This window comes from Amycolatopsis sp. WAC 01375 (genome assembly GCF_003947325.1).
Taxonomy (GTDB): Bacteria; Actinomycetota; Actinomycetes; order Mycobacteriales; family Pseudonocardiaceae; genus Amycolatopsis.
On the sequence record NZ_QHHW01000024.1, the window covers coordinates 106,335 to 131,265 of the forward strand.

A 24,931-nucleotide genomic window follows, 5' to 3' on the forward strand; every position below is an offset into this window, starting at 1 on the left:
GCACCGTCACCGGTTGCAATCGAGCGGTCTGCGTCTTAGGTTAGCCAAACCTGATTCTCGATTAATCCGGCACTGCGCCGGACCGCCGATCACGAAGGACGGATGATGGCCCGAATCCCCACCCTCTCCGCCGTGCGCGGGCGCCTGAAGACCGCCGGCCTGCTGGCGTCCACCCTGGTGCTGGCCGCCTCGCTCACCGCGTGCGGAGGAGGCGGCGAGTCGGCCACCCCGGCCGCGCAGAACTCCGCCGGCTCCGCGGTCGACGCGAACGCGTTCCCGACGACGATCGAGCACAAATACGGCAGCACCACCATCACGCAGGAGCCCAAGCGTGTGGTCACGGTCGGCCTGACCGAGCAGGACGCGCTGCTCGCCCTCGGCGTGGTCCCGGTCGGTGTCACCGACTGGCTCGGCAAGTTCCCCGGCACCATCAGCCCTTGGGCGACCGACAAGCTCGGCGGCGCCGCGCTGCCCGAGGTCCTCAAGGACGTGGACGGGCCGCAGTACGAGAAGATCGCCGCGCTCAAGCCGGATCTGATCATCGCGCTGTACTCCGGGCTCACCAAGGAGCAGTACGACAAGCTGAGCCAGATCGGCGTCCCGGTCGTCGCGCAGCCCAAGGAGTACAACGACTACGGCATCCCCTGGAACGAGGCGACCAAGAAGGTCGGCCAGGCCGTCGGGCGCGCCACCAAGGCGAACGAACTGGTCAAGGGCGTCGAGGACAAGTTCGCCCAGGCCCGCAAGGACCACCCGGAGTTCGCGGGCAAGTCGGCCCTGATGGCGTCGACCTACGAGGGCTACTTCGTCTACGGCAGCCAGGACGGTCGCTCGCACATCCTCGAATCGCTCGGTTTCAAGCTGCCCGCCGACCTCGACGCCGCCATCGGTGACAAGTTCGGCAAGAGCCTCAGCGCCGAGCGGACCGACCTGCTCGACCGCGACGCGCTCGTGTGGCTCATCGACACCCCGGCCAAGGCGCAGGAAATCCTCGGCAAGGACGCGCTCTACAGCGGACTGAAGGTGTCGAAGGAGAAGCGTGAGGTCTTCATCGAGAACGAAGGCACCTATGGCAGCGCGGTCTCCTTCGTGACCGTGCTGAGCCTGCCGTACGTGATCGACCGGATCGTCCCGCAGCTCGCCGCCGCGGTCGACGGCGACCCGAAGACCGAGGTCAAACCGGCCAACTAGGCCGCGACCGGCTCGACACCGGTCACCTGCCCTCCCGAGTACATGAAGGCCCCCTTCCTTGCGCCTGGCGCAAGGAAGGGGGCCTTCATGTACTTCGGCCACCCGTGAAGGCCTCTTCACGGACCGGCCCGGCTCTAACCGTCCTGACGTCCCCAGGAGTTGTGCAGCGGAACGGTGATCTGCTTCAGCCAGGTCTTCGTGGTGAAGTCCCTGGCCTTGATGACCACCGAGCCCGGTGAGACCTCGACCTGCAGCCCCTGGTTGAACGCGCCGCCGAGGGACACTTCCCCACCCTTCCCGTCATCCGTCCAGCCGGTCTGCACGGCCGCGGTGTTGACGACGGTGAACCCTTCGAGATTCCCGGTGCCCGGGACCACCCGGCGGACCACCCAGTCCGACAGGTTCAGGTCCCAGTGCGTGTGCCCGGAGAAGAGGAACACGTCCCGGTGGCGGCCGAGGATCGAAAGCAGCCTGTCGGGCTGGAGGTAGTCGGACCGGTAGAGCTTGTTGTGCGTACCGGAAACGGTGTTGGGCAGCGGATGATGGGTCAGCACCATCACCGGGCTGCGCCGGTTCGACCAGTACCGGAGGCGCTGTTCGAGCCAGGTGAACTGCCGGTCGCTCATCCAGACCTCGTCCCACAGTTTGGGGTCGTGGTACTTCGCGTACTGCTCGGTTCCGAGGCAGAGCACCGGAACGCCGCCGAACGAGGTCTCGGAGTAGACGGTGTTGCGGCCCGCGAACCGGTAAAAGCTGCGGAAGAGCGAGTCCTCGGTCGTCCCGTTGGGCCAGGTCTCCTGCGCGAGAGTGTCGGGATCCCGCCATTTGGGGACGTAGAACTCGTGGTTGCCGATGGCCCACGCGACCTCGCGCGGATGCGGATGCTTGTCGAAGGTCGCGCGAAGCTGGGCGTACTCGAAGTCGTAGCCGCGCGGGGTGAGGTCACCCGCGATACCAAGCCCGCCGCTGCCCGGGTTGATCGCGTGCAGGTCGTCGAGCGCCTTGCCGAAGTCGGTGAGGTCGCCCTGGATGTCGCTCAGGACGTTGAAGCGGACGACCGGCCCGTGCGGGCCCCACTTCCCTTGTGTCTGCGGTTGCGCCTCCGCCTGCCCCGGCAGCATCGCCGCCCCCGCCGCCGCGCCACCGGCGGTCACCATGAACGCTCTTCGATCCATAACCCGAACGCTACTCACGTTTTATGGACGAATTCGGTCGCGATTCTGAACAACGCAAGTCCGTGAAGGCCTCCTTGAGGGACCCAGAGTCCCTCAAGGACGCCTTCACGGACCGAAGCGGATCAGGACTCCATGGCCTTGACGAGCGAAGCGGGACGGAGGTCGGTCCAGTTGGTCTCGACGTACTCGAGGCACGCCGGACGCGAGGCCGGGCCGAACTTCGTGGTCCAGCCCGCCGGGACCTCGACGAACTCGGGCCACAGGCTGTGCTGGCCCTCGTCGTTGACCAGCACGAGGTACGTGCCGTCGGGGTTCTCGAACGGGTTCGTCATTCCTTGTTCTCCTTCTGTACAGCCGGTGAATCAGCCCGGCGGGTGAGCGCGTCGAGCGCGAGGAACCAGCCCTCCGCCAGTTCCCGCACCGACTCTTCGGTCAGCACGGCCTCCGGCCATGACCAGTGTGCGGCCAGTTCGGGGCCGCCGGGGCGGTCCTCGGTCAGGACGTTGATCGTCAGCGCGTGCGAGACGGGCATCGCGTCGTCCGCGCCGAGTTCGGCCGCTTCGGCTTCCGCCGCGTACGACCAGTCGGTCGCCTCGGGGACGCCGATCCGGCCCAGGTAGTTGAACTCGATCTGCGGCTTCGCGAACTTCGCGAGTTCAGGACCGGTGCGCGGGTCGAGGTACCGGAGCAGACCGTGCCCGATGCCGCCGTCCGGCAGCCCGTCGAGGTGCGCCCGGACCCGCTCGAGCGCGACACCGGCGGCGGCTCCGCCCGCGAACGCGTCGTCCAGGTCGAGGTCGCCGAGGTCGAGGCATACCGGGACGACGGTGGTGAACCAGCCGACCGTCCGCGAAAGATCCGCGCCACGGGCGAGTTCCTCCTCGCGGCCGTGTCCCTCGACGTCGACCAGCACCGCGTGCCCCCCGTCCCCGCGCCACCGGGTGACGGCCAGCGCGAGACCGGTGAGCAGGACGTCGTTGATGGTCGCACGGGACAGGAGCGGGGCCGTCCGCTCGGCGGGCAGGGTCAGCGACACCATCTTCACGGTTCCCTGCACGTCCCGCGCGGGATCGAGCGGCCGGTCCAGCGGGAGCGGGTCTCCGCCGCCCAGCACGGATTTCCACCGGCCCAGTTCGCTCTCACGGTCCTGTGTGGACAGTACTTGCGACCACCGCAGGAACGAAGTGTCCACTGGGGACAATTCTGGCGTCCGGCCGAGAGCGACCGCGTCCCAAGCGGAAACGAGATCCGGCAACAGGATCCGCCATGAGACACCGTCGACCGCCAGGTGATGGATCATCAGCAGCAACCGGCCCGGTCCCGACGATCCCGCGTCGAACCACGTCGCGCTCACCATCACGCCGGCGTCCGGGTCGAGCCTGGCGCGAGCCGGCTCCGCGTGCCGCTCGATCAGAGAGAACAGATCACCTTCGACCTCGACGCGTTCGATACGGACGTCGAGGGATTCGGTCAGACGGAGCGCCCAGCCGTCCACCGACCGGTCGAGCCGCGCGCGCAGCATGTCGTGCCGTGCGACGACGGCGCCGAGCACGGCCTTCAGCTGCTCACCGGTCATCCCGGGCGGCGTCTGGAGCAACGCCGCCTGGTGATAACCGTCGATCGGCCCGCCCAGTTCGCGCAGCGCGTGCATGATCGGCGTCGGCGCGATGACGTCGTCGGCCGTCAGGCTCTCGGCGACCTCGGCCAGCGCCGCGACGGTCCGGCGCGCGAACACCTCGTGCGGCGTGATCTTCAGCCCGGCCGCCCGAGCCCGGCCGACCAGCCGCATCGCGACGATGCTGTCCCCGCCGAGAGCGAAGAAGTCGTCGTCGGCGCCGAGTTCCGGCACGTCGAGCACCTCCGCGAAGAGCCCGCACAACGTCTTCTCCAACGGGGTCTCCGGCGCCCTGCCTCCGGCCAGCTCCGAGTAGTCCGGCGCGGGCAGCGCCTTGCGGTCCAGTTTCCCGTTGGACAACACGGGAAGCGCGTCGAGCGCGACGAACGCCGCCGGGACCATGTACTCCGGCAAGGTCTCGGCCGCGAATCGTCGCAGGTCCGCGAGATCCACAGTGGACATCACGTAGGCCACCAGCTGCTTGACCCGTGGGCGATCCTCACGCACCAGGACGACGGCCTGTGCGACGTCCTCGTGCCGTTCGAGCACGGCTTCGATCTCGCCGGGTTCGACCCGGAAGCCGCGGATCTTCGCCTGGTCGTCGGCGCGGCCGCCGAAGTCCAGCCGACCGTCCGCGGTCCAGCGGGCGAGGTCGCCGGTGCGGTACATCCGGGCGCCCGCCGGGCCGAACGGATCCGCCACGAACCGCTCCGACGTCAGCGCCGCCCGCCCGAGGTAGCCCCGGGCGAGACCGGAGCCGGCGAGGTACAGCTCGCCGGTGACCCCGGGCGGTACCGGCCGCAGCGCCGCGTCGAGCACGTAGGCGCGGGTGTTCGCGACCGGACGACCGACCAGCGGCTTCTCGCTGTCGCCGATCCGCGCGACCAACGCGTCCACTGTGGACTCCGTCGGCCCGTAGAGATTGAAGGCCTCGGTTCCGTCCAAAGTGGCCAGACGGCGCCACAGGCTCTCGGGCACCGCCTCGCCGCCGACACCGATCACGGCCAGCGGGCACCGGTCGCCGTCGAGCAGCCCCGCTTCCGCCATCTGCGCGAAGAACGACGGCGTGACCTCGATGAAGTCGAAGCCGTCCCGGGAGATCATCGCGGCAAGGAGCTCCGGATCGCGCCGGGTCTCCTCGTCCACGATGTGCACGGCGTGCCCGTCGAGCAGCCACAGCTGCGGTTGCCAGGAGGCGTCGAAGGAGAACGACCACGCGTGCCCGACCCGCAGGTGCGGTTTGCCGGCGGCCTCGACCGCGGGCCGGTGCAACGTCGCCCGGTGGCTGTGGAACAGGTTCACCACACCGCGATGCGGGACGACGACCCCCTTGGGCGTCCCCGTCGAACCCGACGTGTAGATCACGTACGCCGGATGCTCCGGGTCCAGCGGGCGGACCCGGTCCCGATCGGTCAGGTCGTGCGCCTGCCGGTCCTCGGTGACGAGCGCGCACAGCGCCAGCGTCTCGATCTCGGTCCGGGGCAACGACTCCAGCAGCTCGGGTTCGGTCAGGATCACCTTGGGCCGCGCGTCGGCGAGCATCGCGGCCAGCCGTTCGGCGGGGTAATCCGGGTCGAGTGGCAGGTACGCCGCCCCCGCCTTGTGGACCGCGAGGATCGCCAGCAGCACGTCCGCCGAACGCGGCAGCGCCAAGGCGACGAAATCCTCCGGGCCCACGCCGTGGGCGACCAGCGCCCTGGCGAGCCGGTTGGCGCGTTCGTTCAGCTCGGTGAAGGTCAAGGAGACCTCGCCGGACACCACCGCCGTCGCGTCTGGCGAACGCCGGACCTGCGCTTCGAACAGACCGGCCACAGTGGACGGTTCGACGGCGAGCGCCGTCCCGTTCCACTCGCGCACGATCAGGTCGAGGTCGGCCTCGGTCAGGATATCGACCCTGCCGACCGGGGCGTCCACATCGGACACCATGGCGGCGAGTACCCGTTCCATCGCGGCCGGAAGCCGTTCCGGCAGGCCCGCGTCGAACAGGTCGGAGCGGTACTCGGCCGTGAGCTTCAGCCGCGCGCCGGGTTCCACCGCCCAGGTGAGCGGATAGTGCGTCGAGTCCTCGTGGCGCACGATCTCGCCGCGCAGCCCGGCACCGGTTTCATCCTCGTCCGCGCCCGGATAGCTCTCGAACACCATCAGCGTGTCGAACAGCTCCCCCAGCCCGGCGCCGCGCTGGATGTCGGCGAGCCCGAAGTGCTGATGCGCCAGCAATCCGGACTGTTCGTCCTGGACCCGGTCGAGGAGGACGCCCAGCTTCTCGGCCGGGTCGAGCACGATCCGCACCGGGATCGTGTTGATGAACAGGCCGAGCATCCGCTCGACCCCGGCCAGTTCCGGCGGGCGCCCGGCGACCGTCGCGCCGAACACGACGTCCGACCGACCGGTCAGCCTGCCGAGCACGATGCTCCACGCGGTCTGGACCAGCGTGTTCAGGGTCAGACCGCGCGAGCGGGCCAAGCCGGCCAGCGCCTCGGTCGCCTGCTCCGTCAGTTCCAGTGACGACCGGTCCGGCAGGGCCGGGGTCCGCTGCGGGTCGTGCGGGACGAGGTGCGTCGGCTCGGTCAGTCCGTCGAGCGCCTGCCGCCAAGCGGCTTCCGCCGCCTCCCGGTCCTGCTCCCCGAGCCAGCCGAGATGGTCGCGGTACTGCCGTGACGGCGCCGCGTCGGCACCGGCGTAGAGCTGGGACAGCTCGGCGAACAGCTGCGGCACCGACCAGCCGTCGAGCAGGACGTGCTGGTGGGTGAACACCAGCCGGTGCCGTCCGTCCGGCAAGGCCAGGAGCAGGAACCGCAGCAGCGGCGCGGCCGCCGGATCGAAGCGGCGCCGGTCGTGAGCCGTCTCCGCTTCGAAGTCGCCCGCCGAGTCCACGAAACGCCAAGGAACCGTAACCGAACGCGTCACCAACGCGACCGGACGGCCGGAAGCGAGGTAGCGGTAGCCGGTGCGCAAGACCGCGTGCCGGTCGACGAGGGACTGAGCGGCCTCGCGCAGTCGCGCGGGATCGAGCGGTCCTTCGAGATCGAACGACACCTGGACGGTGTAGACGTCGGGGCCGTCGCCGTCCATCGTCGCGTGGAAGAGCAACCCGGCCTGCAACGGCGTCAGCGGCCATACCTCGGCCGTGTCCGGCGCGACGTCGAGGATCTCGGCGCGTTCGCCCGCTTCGAGCTCCACCAACGGCTTCCCGTCCGCCGGCGCGGCCGCGTCGAGCCGCACCGAACTGACCTCGGCCAGCGCCGCGACGGTCCGGTGCCGGAAGACGTCACGCGGGCTGAGCAGCAGCCCGGCGCTCCGCACCCGGCCGACCAGCTGCATCGCGACGATGCTGTCACCGCCGAGGCGGAAGAAGTCGTCGTGGACGCCGACCTTCTCCAGCCCGAGCACACCGGCGACGAGCGACGCCAGCAGTTCTTCGCGCGGAGTGCGCGGGGCGTCGCCGGTGACCGCGACGGCGAAGTCCGGCGCGGGCAGGGCCTTGCGGTCGAGCTTCCCGTTGGGTGTCAACGGGAACTCGTCCAGCACCACGAACGCCGACGGCACCATGTACTCCGGCAAAGCGGCCTCGGCCAGCCGCCGGGTCTCTTCGACGTCGGCCGGGCCGGTCAGGTAGGCGACGAGCCTGCCCTCCCGCAGGACCACCCGCGCGGAGAGCACGGACTCGATCTCGCCCAGCTCGATCCGGAACCCGCGCAGCTTGACCTGATCGTCGGCGCGGCCGAGGTACTCGAGCGCGCCGTCGGCACGCCATCGCGCGAGGTCTCCCGTGCGGTACATGCGCTCCCCCGCGGCGAACGGGTTCGCCACGAACCGCTCGGCGGTCAGTCCTGCCCGGCGGAGGTAGCCGCGCGCGAGCTGCGCACCCGCGAGGTACAACTCTCCCGCCACGCCAGGCGGAACCGGCCGGAGCCTGGCGTCCAGCACGTGGACGCGGGTGTTCCACACCGGACGTCCGATGGGGACGGTGTCATCGACGACCTCCCACGAGGTCACGTCCACCGATGCCTCGGTCGGGCCGTAGAGGTTGTGCAGCGGGACGCCGGCTCGGGCGGCCAGTTCCGGCGGCAGCGCCTCGCCACTGCACAGGACCCGGCGGACGTCGTGCCATCCCGGATCTTCGGCGAGGAACGCTTCCAGCATCGACGGGACGAAGTGCAGGGTCGTGATCCGCTGGTCCCGGATCAGCGCTTCGAGGTACGCCGGATCGCGATGACCGTCCGGTTTGGCGACCACCAGTGTCGCCCCGGTGACGAGCGGCCAGAAGAACTCCCACACCGACACATCGAAACTCGACGGTGTCTTCTGCAACACCCGATCGTCAGCGGTGAGGCCGTACTCGGCTTGCATCCACAACAACCGGTTCACGATGCCGGAATGCGGCACCACCACACCCTTGGGACGACCCGTCGAACCCGACGTGTAAATCACGTACGCCGGAGACGACGGAACCACCACCCGGTTCAGATTCTCTCCGGAGTAGCCATCGAGGTCAGGCAAGGTATCAAGCACGACCGTGGGTGACGCGTCGTCGAGCATGAACGCCAGCCGGTCGGCCGGATAGTCCGTGTCGAGCGGCAGATACGCCGCCCCTGCCTTGTGCACGGCGTACAGCGCGACGACCAGATCGAGCGACCGCGGCAGCGACACCGCCACCACCGACTCCGCACCCACACCCCGCTCCACCAACCAACGCGCCAGCCGATTCACCCGCGCGTTGAACTCCGCGTACGAAAGCTCCGAGCCTTCGAACACCACTGCAGAAGCGTCCGGAGTCCGCGCCACCTGCGCCTCGAACAACTCCGGCAACGTCACCGGCGGAACGTCGTGCGCGGTGTCGTTCCAAAGCTTGAGCAGCGTGCGCTCGTCCTCGCCGAGGACGTCGAGTTCGCCGACCGGGATCGCCGGATCGGCGGCCACCTGCTCCAGAACGGCGACCAGCCGCCGCGCGAACGACTCGGCCGTGGCGTGGTCGAACAGGTCGGCGCTGTACTCGATCGCGCCCGAGATCCCGGCGCTGTTCTCCAGGAACCCGAATTCGAGGTCGAACTTCGCCACGCCCTGTGCGAAGTCCTCCTGGACCGCACTAAGGCCGGGAAGTTCCCATCCGTCGCCCGATTCGGGCAGGTAGACCACCATCACCTGGAACAACGGGTGCCTGGCCAGTGACCGTTCCGGGTTGACCGCGTCGACCAGGCGCTCGAACGGCAGGTCCTGGTGTTCGAAGGCGGCGAGATCCGTCGCGCGCACCCGGGCGAGCAGGTCGCCGAACGCCGGGTCGCCGGACAGATCGGTGCGCAGGACGAGCGAGTTCACGAAGAAGCCGATCAGCGGCTCCAGTCGTTCGTCGACGCGGCCGGAACTCGGCGCGCCGAGCGGGATGTCGTCCCCGGCGCCGAGTCGGTGCAGCAGTGCCGCGACGGCGGCCTGCGCCAGCATGAACATGCTGACGTCGTACCGCCGGGCGACCGCACGCAGACGCTCGGTGAGCCCTCCGTCGATCGGGAACGTGACGAGACCGCCACGATGGCTCGACTCGGCCGGTCGTGGCCGGTCCACCGGCAGGGCCAGTTCGCCGGGCAGGTCGGCCAGTGCTTCCTGCCAGAACTCGAGGTGTCCGGAGGCCGTCGAGGCGAGCAGTTCGCGTTGCCACAGCGCGTAATCCGCGTACTGGACCGGAAGGTCCGTCCACTGTGGAGCGACTCCGGCCAGACGCGCCTCGTAGGCCTTGGCCAGGTCCGCCATCAGCGGTCCCTGTGACCACTCGTCCGTCGCCACGTGATGGATCACGAGCAGCAGGACGTGTTCCCGCGCGGACACGGTGAAGACCGTGGCCCGGATCGGGAGTTCCGCGTCGAGGGCGAATCCACGGCCGGCTTCGGCGGACAACCGCGCCGAAAGGTCACCCGCGTCCTCGAAGCGGACCTCCGGACGTGCGTCGGCCAGGATCCGCTGCGCCGCGACGCCTCCCTCCTCGGCGAACACGGTCCGCAGCGGTTCGTGCCGCTCGACGAGGTCGCCGATCGCCGCGCGCAGCGCGTCCCCGTCCAGCTCGCCGTGCAGACGCCAGGCGAGCGGGATGTTGTAGGTGGGCGTGACCCCTTCGAGCTGGTACAGGAACCACAACCGTTGCTGCGCGGGCGAAAGCGGCAAGACTTCCGGCCGGTCCCCGGCGCTCAAGGCCGGCCGGTCCGAGGGGTCGGCGAGCCGTTCCGCCAGCGCCGCGACGGTGGGGGCGTCGAAGACGTCGCGGACCGACACCGTGGCGTCCATGATGGCCGAGATCCGGCTGACCAGGCGCATCACCAGCAGCGAATGCCCGCCGAGCGCGAAGAACCCGTCGTCGATCCCGACCTGCTCGACGCCGAGCACATCGGCGAACAACGCGCACAGGGCTTCTTCGCGGGCGTTCCGCGGTTCCCGGCCTTCGGTGGCCGCGAACTCGGGCGCGGGGAGCGCCTTTCGGTCGAATTTGCCGTTCGGGGTCAGCGGGATCTCGTCGAGCACGACGAACGCCGACGGCACCATGTGCTCCGGCAACTTCGTCGCCACTGCTTCACGAAGCCCGTCCGCGGAGCCGACGACGTAGGCCACCAGCCGGTCTTCCCTGGCGACGACCACGGCACGCGTGACGGACCCGGACGCGGTCAGCGCCGCCTCGACCTCGCCGAGTTCGACCCGGAAGCCGCGGATCTTGACCTGGTCGTCGACCCGGCCCAGGAACTCGAGGACGCCGTCGGCCGACCAGCGCGCGAGGTCCCCGGTGCGGTACATGCGCTCGCCCGGGCCACCGAACGGGTCGGCGACGAACCGCTCGGCGGTCAGCCCCGGCCTGGCCAGGTACCCGCGAGCGAGCTGCACGCCGGCGAGGTAGAGCTCGCCGGGGACGCCCGGCGGGACCGGGTTCAGCCGCGCGTCCAGCACGTACGTCCGCGTGTTCCACACCGGACGTCCGATCGGAACGGACGGCGTCGTCTCGGCACCGGCCCGCCATGCCGTCACGTCGACGGACGCTTCGGTCGGGCCGTAGAGGTTGTACAGCGGGACGTCGACGCGGGCGGCCAGTTCGGACGGCAGTGCCTCGCCGCTGCAGATCACCCGGCGCAACCCCGCGCACTCCGCGGTTTCCAGGAACAGCGCGAGCATCGACGGGACGAAGTGGACGGTGGTGATCCCGGCGGTGCGGATCAGCTCCGCGAGGTACGCCGGGTCTTTGTGTCCCTCGGGTTTGGCGACCACCAGTGTCGCGCCGGTGATGAGCGGCCAGAAGAACTCCCACACCGACACATCGAAACTCGACGGTGTCTTCTGCAACACCCGATCGTCAGCGGTGAGGCCGTACTCGTCCTGCATCCACAGCAGACGGTTCACGATGCCGGAATGCGGCACCACCACACCCTTGGGACGACCCGTCGAACCCGACGTGTAGATCACGTACGCCGGAGACGAAGAATCCACTACGCGGCCCAAGTTCTCGACGGAGTAGCCGTCCAAAACGGGCAGTTCGTCGAGGACGACAGCGGGGGCCGCGTCTTCGAGCATGAACGCGACGCGGTCCGCCGGGTAGTCGCGGTCGACCGGCAGGTAAGCGCCACCGGCCTTGTGCACCGCGTACAAAGCGACGACCAGATCGATCGACCTCGGCAGCGACACCGCCACCACCGACTCCGCACCCACACCCCGCTCGACCAACCACCGCGCCAGCCGATTCGCCCGTCCGTTGAACTCCGCATACGAAAGCTCCGAGCCTTCGAACACCACGGCAGTAGCGTCCGGCGTCCGAGCCACCTGCGCCTCGAACAACTCCGGCAGGGTCGCGACCGGGACCTCACGAGCCGTGCGGTTCCACTCGGTCACCCACGCGAGTTCATCACCGACGAGGACGTCAAGCGCCGCGACGGACCGGTCCGGTTCGACCGTGACCTGTTCCAGCAGCGACGTGAGGCGGGTGAGCAGCCGCTCGGCCGTCGACTCGTCGGCGAGGTCCTCGGCGTATTCCAGCATCAGCGTGGCGGTGTCCCCGCCATCGACCATCGTGAAGTGCAGGTCGAACTTCGCCATGCCGGTGTCCATCTCGAACCACTCGGCGGGCAGCCCGAGCACGTCGTGCGCGTCGCTCTGCCGGTGGTAGCCCACCATCACCTGGAACAGCGGGTTGCGGCCCGGCACCCGGGGCGGGTTCAGCTCCTCGACGACGCGCTCGAACGGCAGGTCACCGTGCGAGAACGCGGCGAGATCCGCCTCACGCACCCTGTCGAGCAGCGCGACGAACGTCGGCTCGCCGGACAGATCGGTCCGCAACACCAGCGTGTTCACGAAGAAGCCGACCAGGTCGTCGAGCGCCGCGTCGGTGCGTCCCGCGATCGGGGCACCGAGCGGGATGTCGTCCCCGGAGCCGGTCCGGTGCAGCAGTGCGGCCACCGCCGCTTGGAGCACCATGAACGGGCTCGCCCCGGCTTTCGCCGCCAGGTCTCGCACGGCTGTCGACAGCTCGCCGGACAGCCGGGACTTGACCTTCCCGCCCCGTCCGGTCGGCCGGAGCGGACGCGGGCGGTCCAGCGGCAGCGTCAGCTCGTCCGGTGCGCCGTTCAAGGAGCCTGCCCAGAAGGCGACCTGGGCGACGCCGCGCTGTTCGAGGAAGTCCTTCTGCCACAACGCGAAGTCGGCGTACTGCACTGGCAGGGCTGTCCACACTGGACTCGCTCCGCCGAGCCGGGCCTCATACGCCGAGGTCAGGTCGCCCAGGAACGGACGGTCGGACCATTCGTCGGTCGCGCTGTGGTGCAAGACCAGCGAGATCACGTGGTCGCCTTCGCCGAGGCGCAGCACCCGCAGCCTGACCGGGATCTCCCGTGCCAGGTCGAACGGTGTCCGTGAGAGCTCGGCGATGCGGGCCTCCAACCCGGCCTCGTCGCACTCCTCCACGGCGAACGGGATCTCGGGCGCGTCGAGAACGCTCTGGTAGGGCTCCCCGTCGTGCTCGATGAACACGGTCCGCAAGACTTCGTGCCTGCCGAGGACGTCGCCCAGCGCCAGCCGGAGTGAGCCGAGATCAAGGTCGCCCCGCAAGCGGAAGGTCAGCGGGAAGTTGTACGCGACGGCGTTCGCTTCCATCCGGTCGACCAGCCAAAGGCTGCGCTGGGCCGCCGAAAGCGGGACGCGTTCGGGGCGCTCGGCACGGACCACCGCCGGCCGCGCCGGTTCACCGGCACCCGCGCGAGCGGCCAGCTCGGCCACCGTCGGCGCCTCGAACAGGTCACGAATGGCCAGTTCCGCGCCGAGTTCGGTCCTGGCGCGGCTGATCAGCCGGGTGGCGAGCAGCGAATGTCCGCCGAGGTCGAAGAAGTTGTCCTCGACGCCGATCCCGTCCAGTCCGAGGACCTCGGCGAACAGCGCGCACAGCGTCTCTTCTTCGGCGGTCTCGGCCGGTCGGCTTTCGGTGAGCCGCACGGTCTGGTCGGCGTCCGGGAGCGCCCGTGTGTTGAGCTTGCCGTTGTCGGTCAGCGGCAGCGCGCCCAGCGTGACGAACGCGGCCGGGACCATGTAGTCCGGCAGTTCCGTCTTGAGCCGATCGCGCAGGCGTTGTACCAGTTCGCCGCCACCGCGGGCCGCCGTCGGGCTCGTGGTGTACTTGGCCAGGTTCGTACCGACCGAGACGGGCTGATGCACACCGGTGACCAGTGAGTCCGGCTGTCTCTTGTGGACGAACACCGCCTCGAACGAACCGTCGGCCGACCAGGTGCAGTACACCCGGAACCCGAGCCGGTCACCGAGTTCGTGCACGTCCTCCGGTTCGATGCCGTCGTCACCACGGAACAACGCGAGGACGTCGATGAGCGGCGCACCGGCGTCCAGGGCGCGTGTCGCCTCGACCTCCGGAGCCTGCCGGGCGTCCGGGATCCGGCTCACGCGCAGCGTTTCGGCACCGGCCAGCCGGGCTTGCAGTGCAGCGACGGAGCCCACCTCGTCCCAGAACAGGCGTGGCGCTTGGGCGACCGAAAGGGTCGTGGCGGGCGCCTTGACCAGGACCGCGTCGTAGCGGTACCGGCTCAGCTCGTTGTGCAGCCGGGCCCGTTTGATCCGGACCTGCGCGGCGACGTCCGGAAGCCGCCGCGCGAGCGCGGTGAAGTAGTCCGGGTCGATCAGCAGTTCCTTTTCCAGCGCGGCACCGCGTTCGATCGCGCGCCGCACCTGGGCGACGTCGGAGGTGGCGTCGGCGCGGGTGAGCTGGATCGCGGTGTGGAAGGCGCGGGCGAGGCGCAGGTTCCGGACGTCGCCGACGAACAGCGCACCGCCGGGCGCGAGCAGGCCGATCGCCTTCGTGATGACGCCGGTCAGGTAGTCGACGCTCGGGAAGTACTGGATGACGGAGTTGATCACGATGGTGTCGAACCGGCCCTCGGGCAGGCCGTCGAACACGTGCGCCGGCTGGGCGCGCAGGTTCACCTTGGCCGCCAGCTTCGGATCCCGTTCCAGCTCGCGGTTCAGCTTCGCGATCACCGGCGCGGCGAGGTCGGTGCCCCAGTACTCCCGCGCGATCGGGGCGATCTGCCCCATCAGCAGACCGGTGCCGACACCGATCTCCAGCACTCGTTCCGGTTTCAGTTCGGCGATCCGGTCGACGGTCGCCTGCCGCCATTCCCGCATGTGCTCCAGCGGGATCGGAGCACCGTCGTAGCTGGAATCCCAGCCCGCGAAGTCCTCGGTGAACAGGGCCGTCGGGATCTCGGTGTACTCGTCGGAGTAGATCTGCTGCCATTCGCCGACCTGGTCGGCCTCCGCCTCGGCCCGCGCGTCACCGCTCAGCTCGGCCGGGACGACGTAGCCGATGAGCCGCTGCAGGCCGGGCGCCGACGGGTCGGGCCGCGCGAGGACGGCGGCCTGCGCGACCTCGGGGTACCGGCTGAGCGCGGTCTCGATCTCACCGAGTTCGACGCGATAGCCGCGGATCTTGACCTGGTCGTCGGTGCGGCCGAGGAAGTCGATGTTCCCGTCCGGACGGCGGCGCACCAGGTCACCGGTGCGGTACATGCGCCCGCCCCCTGGCACGAACGGGTCGGCGACGAACCGCTCGGCGGTCAGGCCGGGGCGGCCGAGGTAGCCGCGGGCCAGTCCCTCACCCGCGATGTAGAGCTCGCCCGCGACCCCGTCCCGGACCGGCCGGAGCCAGGCGTCGACGATGTAGGCGCGCGTGTTCCAGATCGGTTGGCCGACGGTGGGGGTGTCGCTGTCGGTCGTGCCGCCGCCGAGCGTGTTGATCGTGTATTCGGTGGGGCCGTACAGGTTGTAGCCGTAGGTTCCGTCGGTGTCCCGCAGCCGGTTCCACACCGACTCCGACACCGCCTCGCCGCCGAGCAGCACGAGCGCGGGCCGGTGTCCCTCCAGGAGCCCTTCCTCGATCAGCAGGTGGGCGTACGTCGGCGTCACGTTGACGACGTCGACCTCGTGCTCGTCGCAGTACGCCACGAGCGCCCGCGCGTCCCGCCGCAGTTCCTCGTCGCAGACGTGGACCTCGTGCCCTTCGACGAGCCACAGCAGCTCTTCCCAGGACATGTCGAAGGCGAACGACACGGTGTGGGCGATCCGCAGCCGCCGTCCGCCCGCCGAAGCGATGGCCGGGGCGAAGATGGCGCCCTGGTGGTTGAGCTGCATGTTCGTCAGGCCGCGGTACGGCGTGACGACGCCCTTGGGTTTGCCCGTGGAGCCCGAGGTGTAGATGACGTACGCCGGATGTTCCATGCGGTCCGCGCGGCCTCGTGCGAACAGCGGGCGTTCGGCGTCGGAGATCGGGCCGCCGCCGAACGCCCTGTCTTCGTGGTCGTCGACGAGCACGCGAGGGACGTCATCAGGCAGTGTCGCCGAGACGTCCTTTGTGGACACGAGGCACAGCGGCCGCGCGTCCTCCAGCATCACCGCGAGCCGGTCGGCCGGGTAGTCGAGTTCCAGCGGCAGGTACGCCGCGCCGGTGCGCAGCACGGCGAACAGCGCGACGACCATGTCGATCGACCGGGGCAGGCCGAGCGCGATCACCTGCTCCGGCGCGGCCCCCTTCGCCAGCAGCAACCGGGCCATCCGGTTGATGCGCGCGTCGAGTTCCGCGTAGGTGAGCTGTTCGGCCCCGAACACCAACGCTGTCGCGTCCGGCGTCCGTTCCGCTTGAACCGCCAGCAGGTCGGCGATCGTGTCCTCGATGACCGGGTGCTCGGCCTCGGCCCAGCCCGCCTCCAGCGCGGCGCGGTCCTCAGCGGACACCGTGGCCAGCGCGCCGACCGGTTTCGCCGGGTCGTCGACGATCTGCGCGACCAGCGACGTGAAGCGGCCCAGCACCGAGGCGGCCTCATCGGTGTCGATGACGTCGTCCCGGTAGGACAGCGTGATCCGGATTTCCTCGCCCGGCGTGACCACCAGTGTCAGCGGGTAGTGCGTGGCGTCGATGTTGAGCAGGCCGGTGATGCCGTGCCGGTGACGGAGTCCGTCGCGCCGTTCGTCACCGTCTGCGTTGCGCAGCACGAAGAGCGTGTCGAACAGCACGCGGTGCCCGGCCTCCCGCTGCAGGACACCGAGGCTCATGAACTCGTACGGGGTCAGGTCCATCCGCTCGGACTGCAAGCGGCGTACCAGGTCCAGAACCGACTCGGCCGCGTCGAGCCGCACCCGGGTCGGCACGGTGTTGAGGAACAGGCCGATGGTGTTCTCGATGTCGGGCACCGCCGCGGGCCTGCCCGCGACCGCGGCGCCGAACACGACGTCGTGCCGTCCGGTCATCGTCGAGAGGACCAGGCCCCAGGCCGCGTTGAGCACGGAGTTGACGGTCAGGCCGTGCCGCCTGGCCTGCTCACGCAATCCGCGGCCCAGGTCGGCCGGGAGCACGGTGTCCAGGTTCACCGGGGTGGCCGGTACCAGATCCCGGCCCTCCGGACCGATGACGGTCGGCTCCGCCAAACCTGACAGCGCCTCCCGCCACGCTCCCGTGGCGGCCTCGATGTCCTGGCGGTCGAGCCAGCGCAGGAAGTCCACATAGGACCCGGCTGCGGGCAGCGTGCGGTCGTCCCCGCCGAGGTCGTACAGCGCGAACAGCTGCTCGATGAAGAGCCAGGCGGACCAGCCGTCCCAGAGCAGCAGATGCCGGTTCAGCACCACCCGGTCGCGCCCGTCCCCGAGCCGGATCAGCTTCATGCGGAACAACGGCGGGGAGCCGAGGTCGAACCGCGTCGCGCGGTCCTCGGCCATCAGTTCGTCGAGCCGCTCCCGCCGCTCGTCTTCGGGCAGCGTCGAAAGGTCCACTTCGGACACCGGCGGCTCGACGTCGGCCGCCACGAACTGGACCGGTCCTCGCAGTCCTTCGCTGGTGAAACCGGCGCCGAGACTCGGGATCCGGCGGAGCAGCGCGGACACCGCCGCCCGCAGCCGGTCGGTGTCCAGGCGGTGACCGAAGTCGATCGCCTCCTGGATCGTGTAGATGTCGACGCGGTCGGAGTTGTAGCTGGAGTGGAAGAACAGGCCTTCCTGGAGCGGGGACAGCGGCCAGACGTCGGCGACCGGCAGCGGGCTGAACCGCTCGACGCGCGTGATCTCCTCCTGGGTCAGTGACACCAGTTCGAGGTCGGACGGCGTGAGCCCCACCGTCGCGTCCGTGTCCACCGCCGCGAGCTCCCGCAAGGCGGCGACCCAGCGGTCCGCGAGCGTTCCGGCCGGGCCGGCGAACGTCGCCGTCAGCCTCGGCCCGTACTCGGTCTCCTCGCAGGCGACGCCGATCCGCAGGACGTGGTCGCCCGCCGGGGGCACCGCCGCGTGCCCGGCGACCTGCCACTCCCCCGGTCCGGCCGGGATCCGGCCGTCGTAGCGCAAGGCGATCGACGGCTTCGCGAGTCCGGCGAGCAGCGGACCGGTCTGGGCATTGAGGTAACGCAGCGGACCGTAGCCTTCGGGCGTCTTCCGGACCGTCTCCTTGACGGCCTTGAGCATCGCGAGCGGTTCGCCGGACGCGATGATCCGCACCGGGCGGACCGACGTCAACGCGCCGACGGTGTCCACCGCGACCACGCGTCCGTGCAGGTCGACGAGGAGATCATCGTCGACGGCGGCCTTCAGCGCCGTCAGAAGAACGTCGATCACGTCGCCGTGCACAGTGGACGGCAGCGAGTCGACGAGTGTCCCGGTGTCCTCGATGGACAGCGTGACGCGGCGTTCGGTGACGTCGCCGGAAATCTCGATGGAGCCGGGCGTCAAGGTCTCGGCCCAGTGCTCGATTTCGCCGAGCAGCGCCGGATCCTGTGCGCTCTCGGTGATCCGACGGGCGATGGTCCGCAGCGAACTCGTAACCGGGGTGAACACCGGCGGACGACCGCCGATCACTGCTTGCCAGGCGACCGCGAGATCGGCTGCCAGCGTTGTCCAGCTCCGCGCGTCGAGCAGCGCGGGATGCGCCACCAAGAGCAACCTGCCCGGCTCGTCGAACCAGACGGCCTGCAGCAGGTGGTCCGCGAGCCTGTCCACGGCGCCCCGGTACTCGGCTTCGAGGGACCCGGTCCCATGACGAAGCAGGTCGGTCGCTTGAACCGTCCCTTGTGGACGGATTTCGAGCGACCACAGCACCGAAGCGACCCTCGACAATTCGAGTCGCAGGCCGTCGTGGTGGTCGAGGACGAGTTGCAGGGCCGCGGCGAGTGTCTCGACGTCGGCTCCGCTCGGCAGGGTCAGCAACACGGACTCCGGCTGGACCGCCTCACCGAGCTCCCGCAATCGAAGCATTTCGGGCAGGAGAGGGAGCGCGCCGGCACCGTCGGCGTCGGCCACCGGCTCGACCGGCGTCGCGGAAGCGGCGAGCGCGGCCGGGGTCCGGAGTTCGAAAACGTCCTTGGGGCTCAGTTCGAAGCCTGCCCGCCGGGCGCGGCTCGACACGGCGATCGACGAGATGCTGTCGCCGCCCAGCAGGAAGAAGTCCCCGTGGGCGCCGACGGTGTCCAGGCCGAGGACGTCCGCGAAGATCCGCGCCATGGCGCGTTCCTGGTCGTTCTCGGGCGCGGCAGAGGGCACGCCGACCTCGGGCGCGGGCAAGGCGCGGACGTCGAGCTTTCCGCTGGGGGTCAACGGGAACTCGTCGAGGACGACGAACGCCCGCGGGACCATCGGGGCGGGCAAGGCCTCGCTGACGGCGGCTCGCAACAGTTCCGGATCCGCTCCGCCTGCGACGTAGCCGACGAGCGCGCCGTCCTTCGCCACCACCGTGGCGGCCGTGACATCCGGCTGCGCGGCGAGCACGGCTTCGATCTCGCCGAGTTCGATCCGGTTACCGCGGATCTTCACCTGACGGTCGGTGCGGCCGAGGTATTCGAGTTCGCCGTCTGCGCGGCGGCGGACCAGGTCACCGGTCCGGTACAGCCGCTGTCCCGGTTCGCCGAACGGGTCGGCGACGAAGCGTTCGGCGGTCAGACCGGGCCGCCCGTGGTAGCCGCGGGCCAGCTGGACACCGGCGAGGTACAGCTCACCGGCCACGTCGTCGGGCACCGGGCGGAGGCAGCCGTCGAGGACGTGCACCCGCGTGTTCCACACCGGACGTCCGATGGGGACGGACGCGCCTTCGAAACCCGTGGCGTCGAAGAAGGTCACGTCCACTGCGGCCTCGGTCGGGCCATAGAGGTTGTGCAACGGGACGCCGGTGAGCGAGCGCCAGCGCGCGGCGGTCTCGCCGGTCAAGGCCTCGCCGCTGGAGAACACCTGACGCAACGAGCCCAGGTCGCCGGTGACCTCGTCGCTGCCAAGGAACGCGGCGAGCATGGACGGGACGAAATGGAGGGTGGTGATCTCCCGTTCCCGGATCACCCTGGCGAGATAGGCCGGGTCGCGGTGGCCGTCCGGTTCGGCCATCACCACCGTCGCGCCTTCGCACAGCGCCCAGAAGAATTCCCATACGGACACGTCGAAACTCGACGGCGTCTTCTGCAGCACCCGGTCCGAGGCCGTGAGGCGGTACTCGTGCTGCATCCACGCGAGCCGGTTGACGATCGCGCGATGCGTGACGGCCACGCCCTTCGGCCGCCCTGTCGAGCCGGAGGTGTAGATCAGGTACGCGGTGTTGTCGGGTCCGGCGGCCACACCCGGGACATCGTCGGCGACGGGTTCGCCGGTCACGGAAACCTGTGTCAGCCCGGCGACGGCGGGGATCCGCGCGGCCGTCCCAGGTTCGGAAAGCACGAGCCGCGCACCGGAATCGGCCAGCATGTATTCGAGCCGGTCGGCCGGGTAGTCCAGGTCGATCGGCAGATACGCCGACCCGGCCTTCAGGACGGCCAGCAGGGCGACCATCAGCTCGGCCGACCTCGGCACGGCGACGGCGACGACCTCTTCGGGACCGGCGCCAAGGGAACGCAGCCGGCGGGCCAGGTTCTCCGCCTGTGCGTCGAGGTCCGCATAGGACAGTTCGGTGTCCTTGAACAGCACGGCCGTCGCGGACGGTGTCTTGGCCGCCTGCTCGGCGATGGCCTCGGCCAGCGTGCGCTCGGGCACCGGATGCGAGGTCGCGTTGAGTTCGGCCAGGCGGCCGCGTTCGGCGGGCGAAAGGAGGTCGAGGGCGGCGACCGGCAGGCCCGGGTTCGCGGTCAGCGTCTCCAGCAGCCGGACGAACCGTTCCGCGAGCTGCCCTGCCGCGACCGCGTCGACCCGGGCGGCGTCGAATTTGAGGCTGAACCCCAGGTCTTCACCCGGGGTCGCGATCACCGCGACCGGGAAGTGCACCGCGTCGGTGACCTCGACGCCGGTGAGGCGCACGGGTCCGGACGCGCGCTCGTCGTCACGCGGGAAGTTCTCGACGACCACGAGCGTGTCGAACAGTTCTTCCTGCCCGGCACCGGCGATCCGCTGCAGTTCGCCGAGGCCGAGATGCTGGTGCTCCAGCAAGGCCGCTTGCTCGTCCTGCAGCCGCCGCAGCACGGCGGCGACGGTTTCGGACGCGGACCAGCGCAGCCGCACCGGCACCGTGTTGATGTACAGGCCGACCGCCGACTCGAGACCGGCGGCACCGCTGTCGCGGCCGGAGACCGTGCTACCGAACAGCACGTCGTCCCGGCCGGTGAGCCCGCCGAGCAGGAGTCCCCAGGCGCCGTGCAGGACGGTGCCGAGGGTGAGCCCGTGCGCGCGTGCCATGGCGGACAGCTCCGCCGTCGCCCGCTCGCCGAGGCTCAGGTGCAGCCGCGACGGCCGTCGCCCGGCCGTGTCCCGGGCTTCGATCAGCCGGGTGGGTTCGTCCGCTCCGGACAATGCGGCACGCCAGGCTTCGCGGGAAGCCTCGTGATCGCGCGCCGCGAGCCGCCGCAGGTGGTCCGCGCGCGTGCCGGGTTCCGGGAGCGGAGTGCCCGCGTGTCCCGCCAGCAGTTCGCGGAGCAGCACCACGACCGACCAGCCGTCGGCGATGATGTGGTGGAAGGTGAGCGCCAGCTTGGCGCGACCTTCCCCGAGCCGCGTGAAGGTCGCCCGCAGCAGAGGCGGCCGGGCGAAGTCGAACCGGCGCGCACGATCGGCCTCGAAGGCTTCCGCGGCGTCATCGGCGGCTACCTCGCGCCAGGGCAGTTCGGCGTGCCGGGTCACCGTCTGGACCACCCGACCGCCGTCGAGCTGCCGGAAGCCCGACCGCAGCGACGAGTACCGGTCCAGCAGCGCCTGTGCCGATCGGCGCAGCGCGCCGGCGTCGACGTCCCCCTCGAGGTCGAGCACCTCCTGCACCGTGTAGATGTCGGCGGCCGTGCCGCCTTCGAACTCCGCGTGGAAGAAGAATCCTTCCTGCAACGGCGTGACCGGCAGGACGTCGGCGTACTCGGCGAGCGCCGCGCGTTCGGCACCGGTGAGCTCCAGCAGCGGTCGCTCGTCCACAGTGGACTCGGCGGACTCTGTGAACACGGCTTCCGCGCAGGCGGCGAGCGCTTCGGGAGTCCGGTGCTGGAACACCTGGCGCGGCGTGATGGCGAGGCCGTGTTCCGCCGCGCCCAGCACCAGCCGGATCGACAGGATGCTGTCACCGCCGAGGGAGAAGAAGTCGTCATCCGCGCCCGCCGAGTCCAGCCCGAGGACCCGCGCGACGACGTCGCACAGGATCCGTTCCCGCTCGGTGCGCGGCGCGCGGCCGGTGGCGGCGGCGCCGAAGTCGGGCAGGGGCAGCGAGGTGCGGTCCAGTTTGCCGTTCGGCATGATCGGCAGCCGGTCGAGTTCCACGAACGCCGACGGCACCATGTAGTGCGGCAGCGCCGATTCCGCGTGGCTCCGCAACTCCTTCAGCAGCGACGGCGACCCGTCCGCCTCCGGGACGACATACGCCACCAGGCGCCGATCCCCCGGTTTGACCTCGCGCGGCACGACGGCGATCCGGTCGACCCCGGCGTATCCGGCGAGCGCGGACTCGATCTCCCCCGGTTCGATCCGGAACCCACGGATCTTGACCTGGTGATCGCTGCGGCCCAAGAAGTCCAGGTTCCCGTCCGCGCGCCAGCGGACGCGGTCCCCGGTGCGGTACATGCGCCGGCCGCCGCCGGCGAAGGGATCCGCGACGAACCGTTCCGCCGTCAGCCCCGGACGCCCGGCGTATCCCCGCGCGAGACCGCGGCCACCGACGTACAACTCCCCTTCGACGCCGACCGGGACCGGCCGCAACGCGGTGTCGAGGACGTAGCAGCGGGTGTTCGGGTCCGGTCGGCCGATCGGGATGGGCCCGGTCCAGCCCGGCTCGGCCGCCCACAACGTCGAGTTCACCGTCGCCTCGGTCAGCCCGTACGCGGCGACGACGTTCAGGTCTTCCGCCCAGCGCGCGATCAGTTCCGGCGGGACGGTCTCGGTGCCGACGATCAGCACCGCACCCTTCGGCAGTTCGCACTCCGGTGGCAGTGCCGCGACGAGCGACGGCGGCAGAATCATGTGCGTCGCCGCGTTGCCTGCGATGTAGCCGGTCAGTTCGACGCCCGCGACCCGGCGGTGCGACGGCACCACGATCAGCGTTCCGCCGACGCACAGCGACATGACCAGATCCCAGACCGTCACGTCGAATCCGGTCGAGGCGAACTGCACCACCCGGCTGTCCTCGCCGATGCCGATCCGTTCGGTCGCCGTGCTGATCAGGCTGCCGATCCCGTCGTGGGACAGGACTACGCCCTTCGGCTTCCCCGTCGAGCCCGAGGTGTAGATGACGTACGCGGCCTGGTTCAGCGAGATTCCGGTCACGTCCACAGTGGACGCGTCCAGTGCGGCGAGTTCGGCGGTGATCGCCGGATCGTCGAGAAGAACCCGCTCGACGTCCACACCGGACGGCAGCTGAGCGGCTTCATCCTTTGTGGACACGACAATTTTCGCGCCCGCGTGCGCGAGCATGTACGCGAGGCGATCCTCGGGATGGTCGAGGTCGAGCGGGAGATACGCGGCCCCGGCCTTCATGACGGCGAGGAGCGCGACAATGAGATCGGTCGAACGCGGCATCGCCACGGCGACGACGTCCTCGTCACCGACGCCGCGTCGCCGCAGCAGCCGGGCGAGACGGTTGGCGGCGGCGTCGACCTCGGCGTAGGTCAGCCGGACGTCCTCGCAGACGACGGCCTCGGCCTCCGGTTTCCGTGCCACGACCCGGTCGAACGCCTCGGGCCAGGACACCTCCGGCGAGTCCGCGACCGCGGTCCCGAGCTCCAGCACCCCGGCCCGTTCCTCCGCTGGGAGCAGGTCGATCGCGGCCAGCGGCAGGTCCGGGCCCGCCACCAGGGCGTCCAGCACCGCGGCGAACCGGCGGCGATGCTCGGAGAGTTCGTCGTCGGACGAGACATGCGCGTCCGCGTCGAAGTCGAAGCGCAGCCCTCGTCCCTCACCCGCGTCGTAGACGGCGATGGCGACGTCGCTGATCGGGCCGAGTTCGAGGTTGTGCACGGTGGCGCTCGCGTCGCCGAACGCCAGTTCGCCGTCCACGGCCATGTAGTTCACGCTCAGCCCGACGAGTTCGTGCACCCCACCGCTCGCACCGAGTTCGCGGGCGAGGTCCTCACCGCGGTACCGGCTGTGCTCCAGCAGCGCGGAGACCTTCTTCGCGACCTGGTCGACCAGGCGCGCCGGCGTCGTCTCGGGCCGCACGGTCAGCCGCAGCGGCAGGACGTTGGACACCATGCCCGGCTGCTCGCGCAGGGCGCGGGTGGTGCGCGCGGTGACCGGCAGGCCGAGGACGAGGTCTTCGGCACCGGTCACCCGGTGGGCGTAGGCCGCCACCGCGGCGATCGCGACGCGGGACAGCCTCGTTCCGGCGTCGAGCGCGAACTTCCGCAACGTCCCGGACTTCGCCGCGGGCAGCTCCCACGTATGCCGTCGCAACCGGATCCGCCCGGACGACGCGCGGCCGAGCAGGCGCACCGGGTTCGGCCTGCCCGCGAGCTCGCCGAGCCAATAGGCGCGGTCGGCCTGCCCGTCATGGTCGGCCTCGGCGAACCCCGAGAGCGGCCAGGAAACCTCGTCGGCGGTGCCCGAGTAGAGCTCCGCCGCGCGGCGGGTCAGGACCGCCTGCCCGTACGCGTCCATCACCAGATGGTGGTAGCGCTGGAACCAGCGGACCCGGTCCGCGGCCAGCACCAGCAGCGTGTGCGCGGTCAGCGGCCCTCGGGCGAGATCGGCGACCACGGCCAGTTCGGCTCGCGCCCACTCCTCGGCCGCCCGTTCCGGATCCGGCTCGCCGGTGAAGTCGAAGACGGCGACCTCACCGGGAGTGGCCGGACGCTGGACCGGCGTGTCGCCTTCCAGTCCGACCGTCACGTGCAGGCACTCAGCCTCCGCGATGGCCCGCCGAACGGCCTCACCCAGCCGGGCGATGTCGACGTCTCCGCGAAGCTCCGTGACCCAGCCGATCGTGTAGACCGGGTCGGCCGGGTCGAGCTGCTGGGCGAGCCAGATCCCCTGCTGTGCCGGGGTCAGGGGAAAACCGCGGTTCATCGGGGTTTGC

4 protein-coding genes are annotated in these 24,931 nt (G+C 70.2%); 1 reads left to right on the forward strand and 3 read right to left on the reverse strand.

Going from position 1 to position 24,931, the window contains the following annotated elements; genetic code table 11:
- Positions 1–105: 105 nt before the first annotated feature.
- Positions 106–1,191: an iron-siderophore ABC transporter substrate-binding protein gene (locus DL991_RS12650; protein WP_125784228.1), complete on the forward strand. Its 1,086-nt coding sequence runs from the start codon at positions 106–108 to the stop codon at positions 1,189–1,191.
- A gap of 134 nt (positions 1,192–1,325) precedes the next feature.
- On the opposite strand, the gene DL991_RS12655 is transcribed toward DL991_RS12650, so the two are convergent.
- From DL991_RS12655 to DL991_RS12665, 3 genes are all read right to left on the reverse strand, one after another.
- Entirely contained in the window at positions 1,326–2,366 is a 1,041-nt protein-coding gene (locus DL991_RS12655; protein ID WP_233598811.1) for a metallophosphoesterase, read from the reverse strand.
- 122 nt (positions 2,367–2,488) lie between these two features.
- On the reverse strand, positions 2,489–2,698 hold the full coding sequence (locus DL991_RS12660) for an MbtH family protein (protein WP_125784230.1): 210 nt from the start codon (positions 2,696–2,698) through the stop codon (positions 2,489–2,491).
- Positions 2,695–24,921 carry a non-ribosomal peptide synthase/polyketide synthase gene (locus DL991_RS12665; RefSeq protein WP_125784232.1) on the reverse strand — a complete coding sequence of 7,409 codons (22,227 nt, stop codon included), beginning with the start codon at positions 24,919–24,921 and terminating at the stop codon, positions 2,695–2,697. Before DL991_RS12665 ends, DL991_RS12660 begins: the two co-directional genes overlap by 4 nt.
- Positions 24,922–24,931 lie beyond the last annotated feature (10 nt).

Excerpts from the sequence above, each read along its gene's own strand:
- DL991_RS12650 (WP_125784228.1), top strand. The coding sequence starts at position 106 with ATGGCCCGAATCCCCACCCTCTCCGCCGTGCGCGGGCGCCTGAAGACC.
- DL991_RS12655 (WP_233598811.1), bottom strand. The coding sequence starts at position 2,366 with ATGGATCGAAGAGCGTTCATGGTGACCGCCGGTGGCGCGGCGGCGGGG.
- DL991_RS12660 (WP_125784230.1), bottom strand. The coding sequence starts at position 2,698 with ATGACGAACCCGTTCGAGAACCCCGACGGCACGTACCTCGTGCTGGTC.
- DL991_RS12665 (WP_125784232.1), bottom strand. The coding sequence starts at position 24,921 with ATGAACCGCGGTTTTCCCCTGACCCCGGCACAGCAGGGGATCTGGCTC.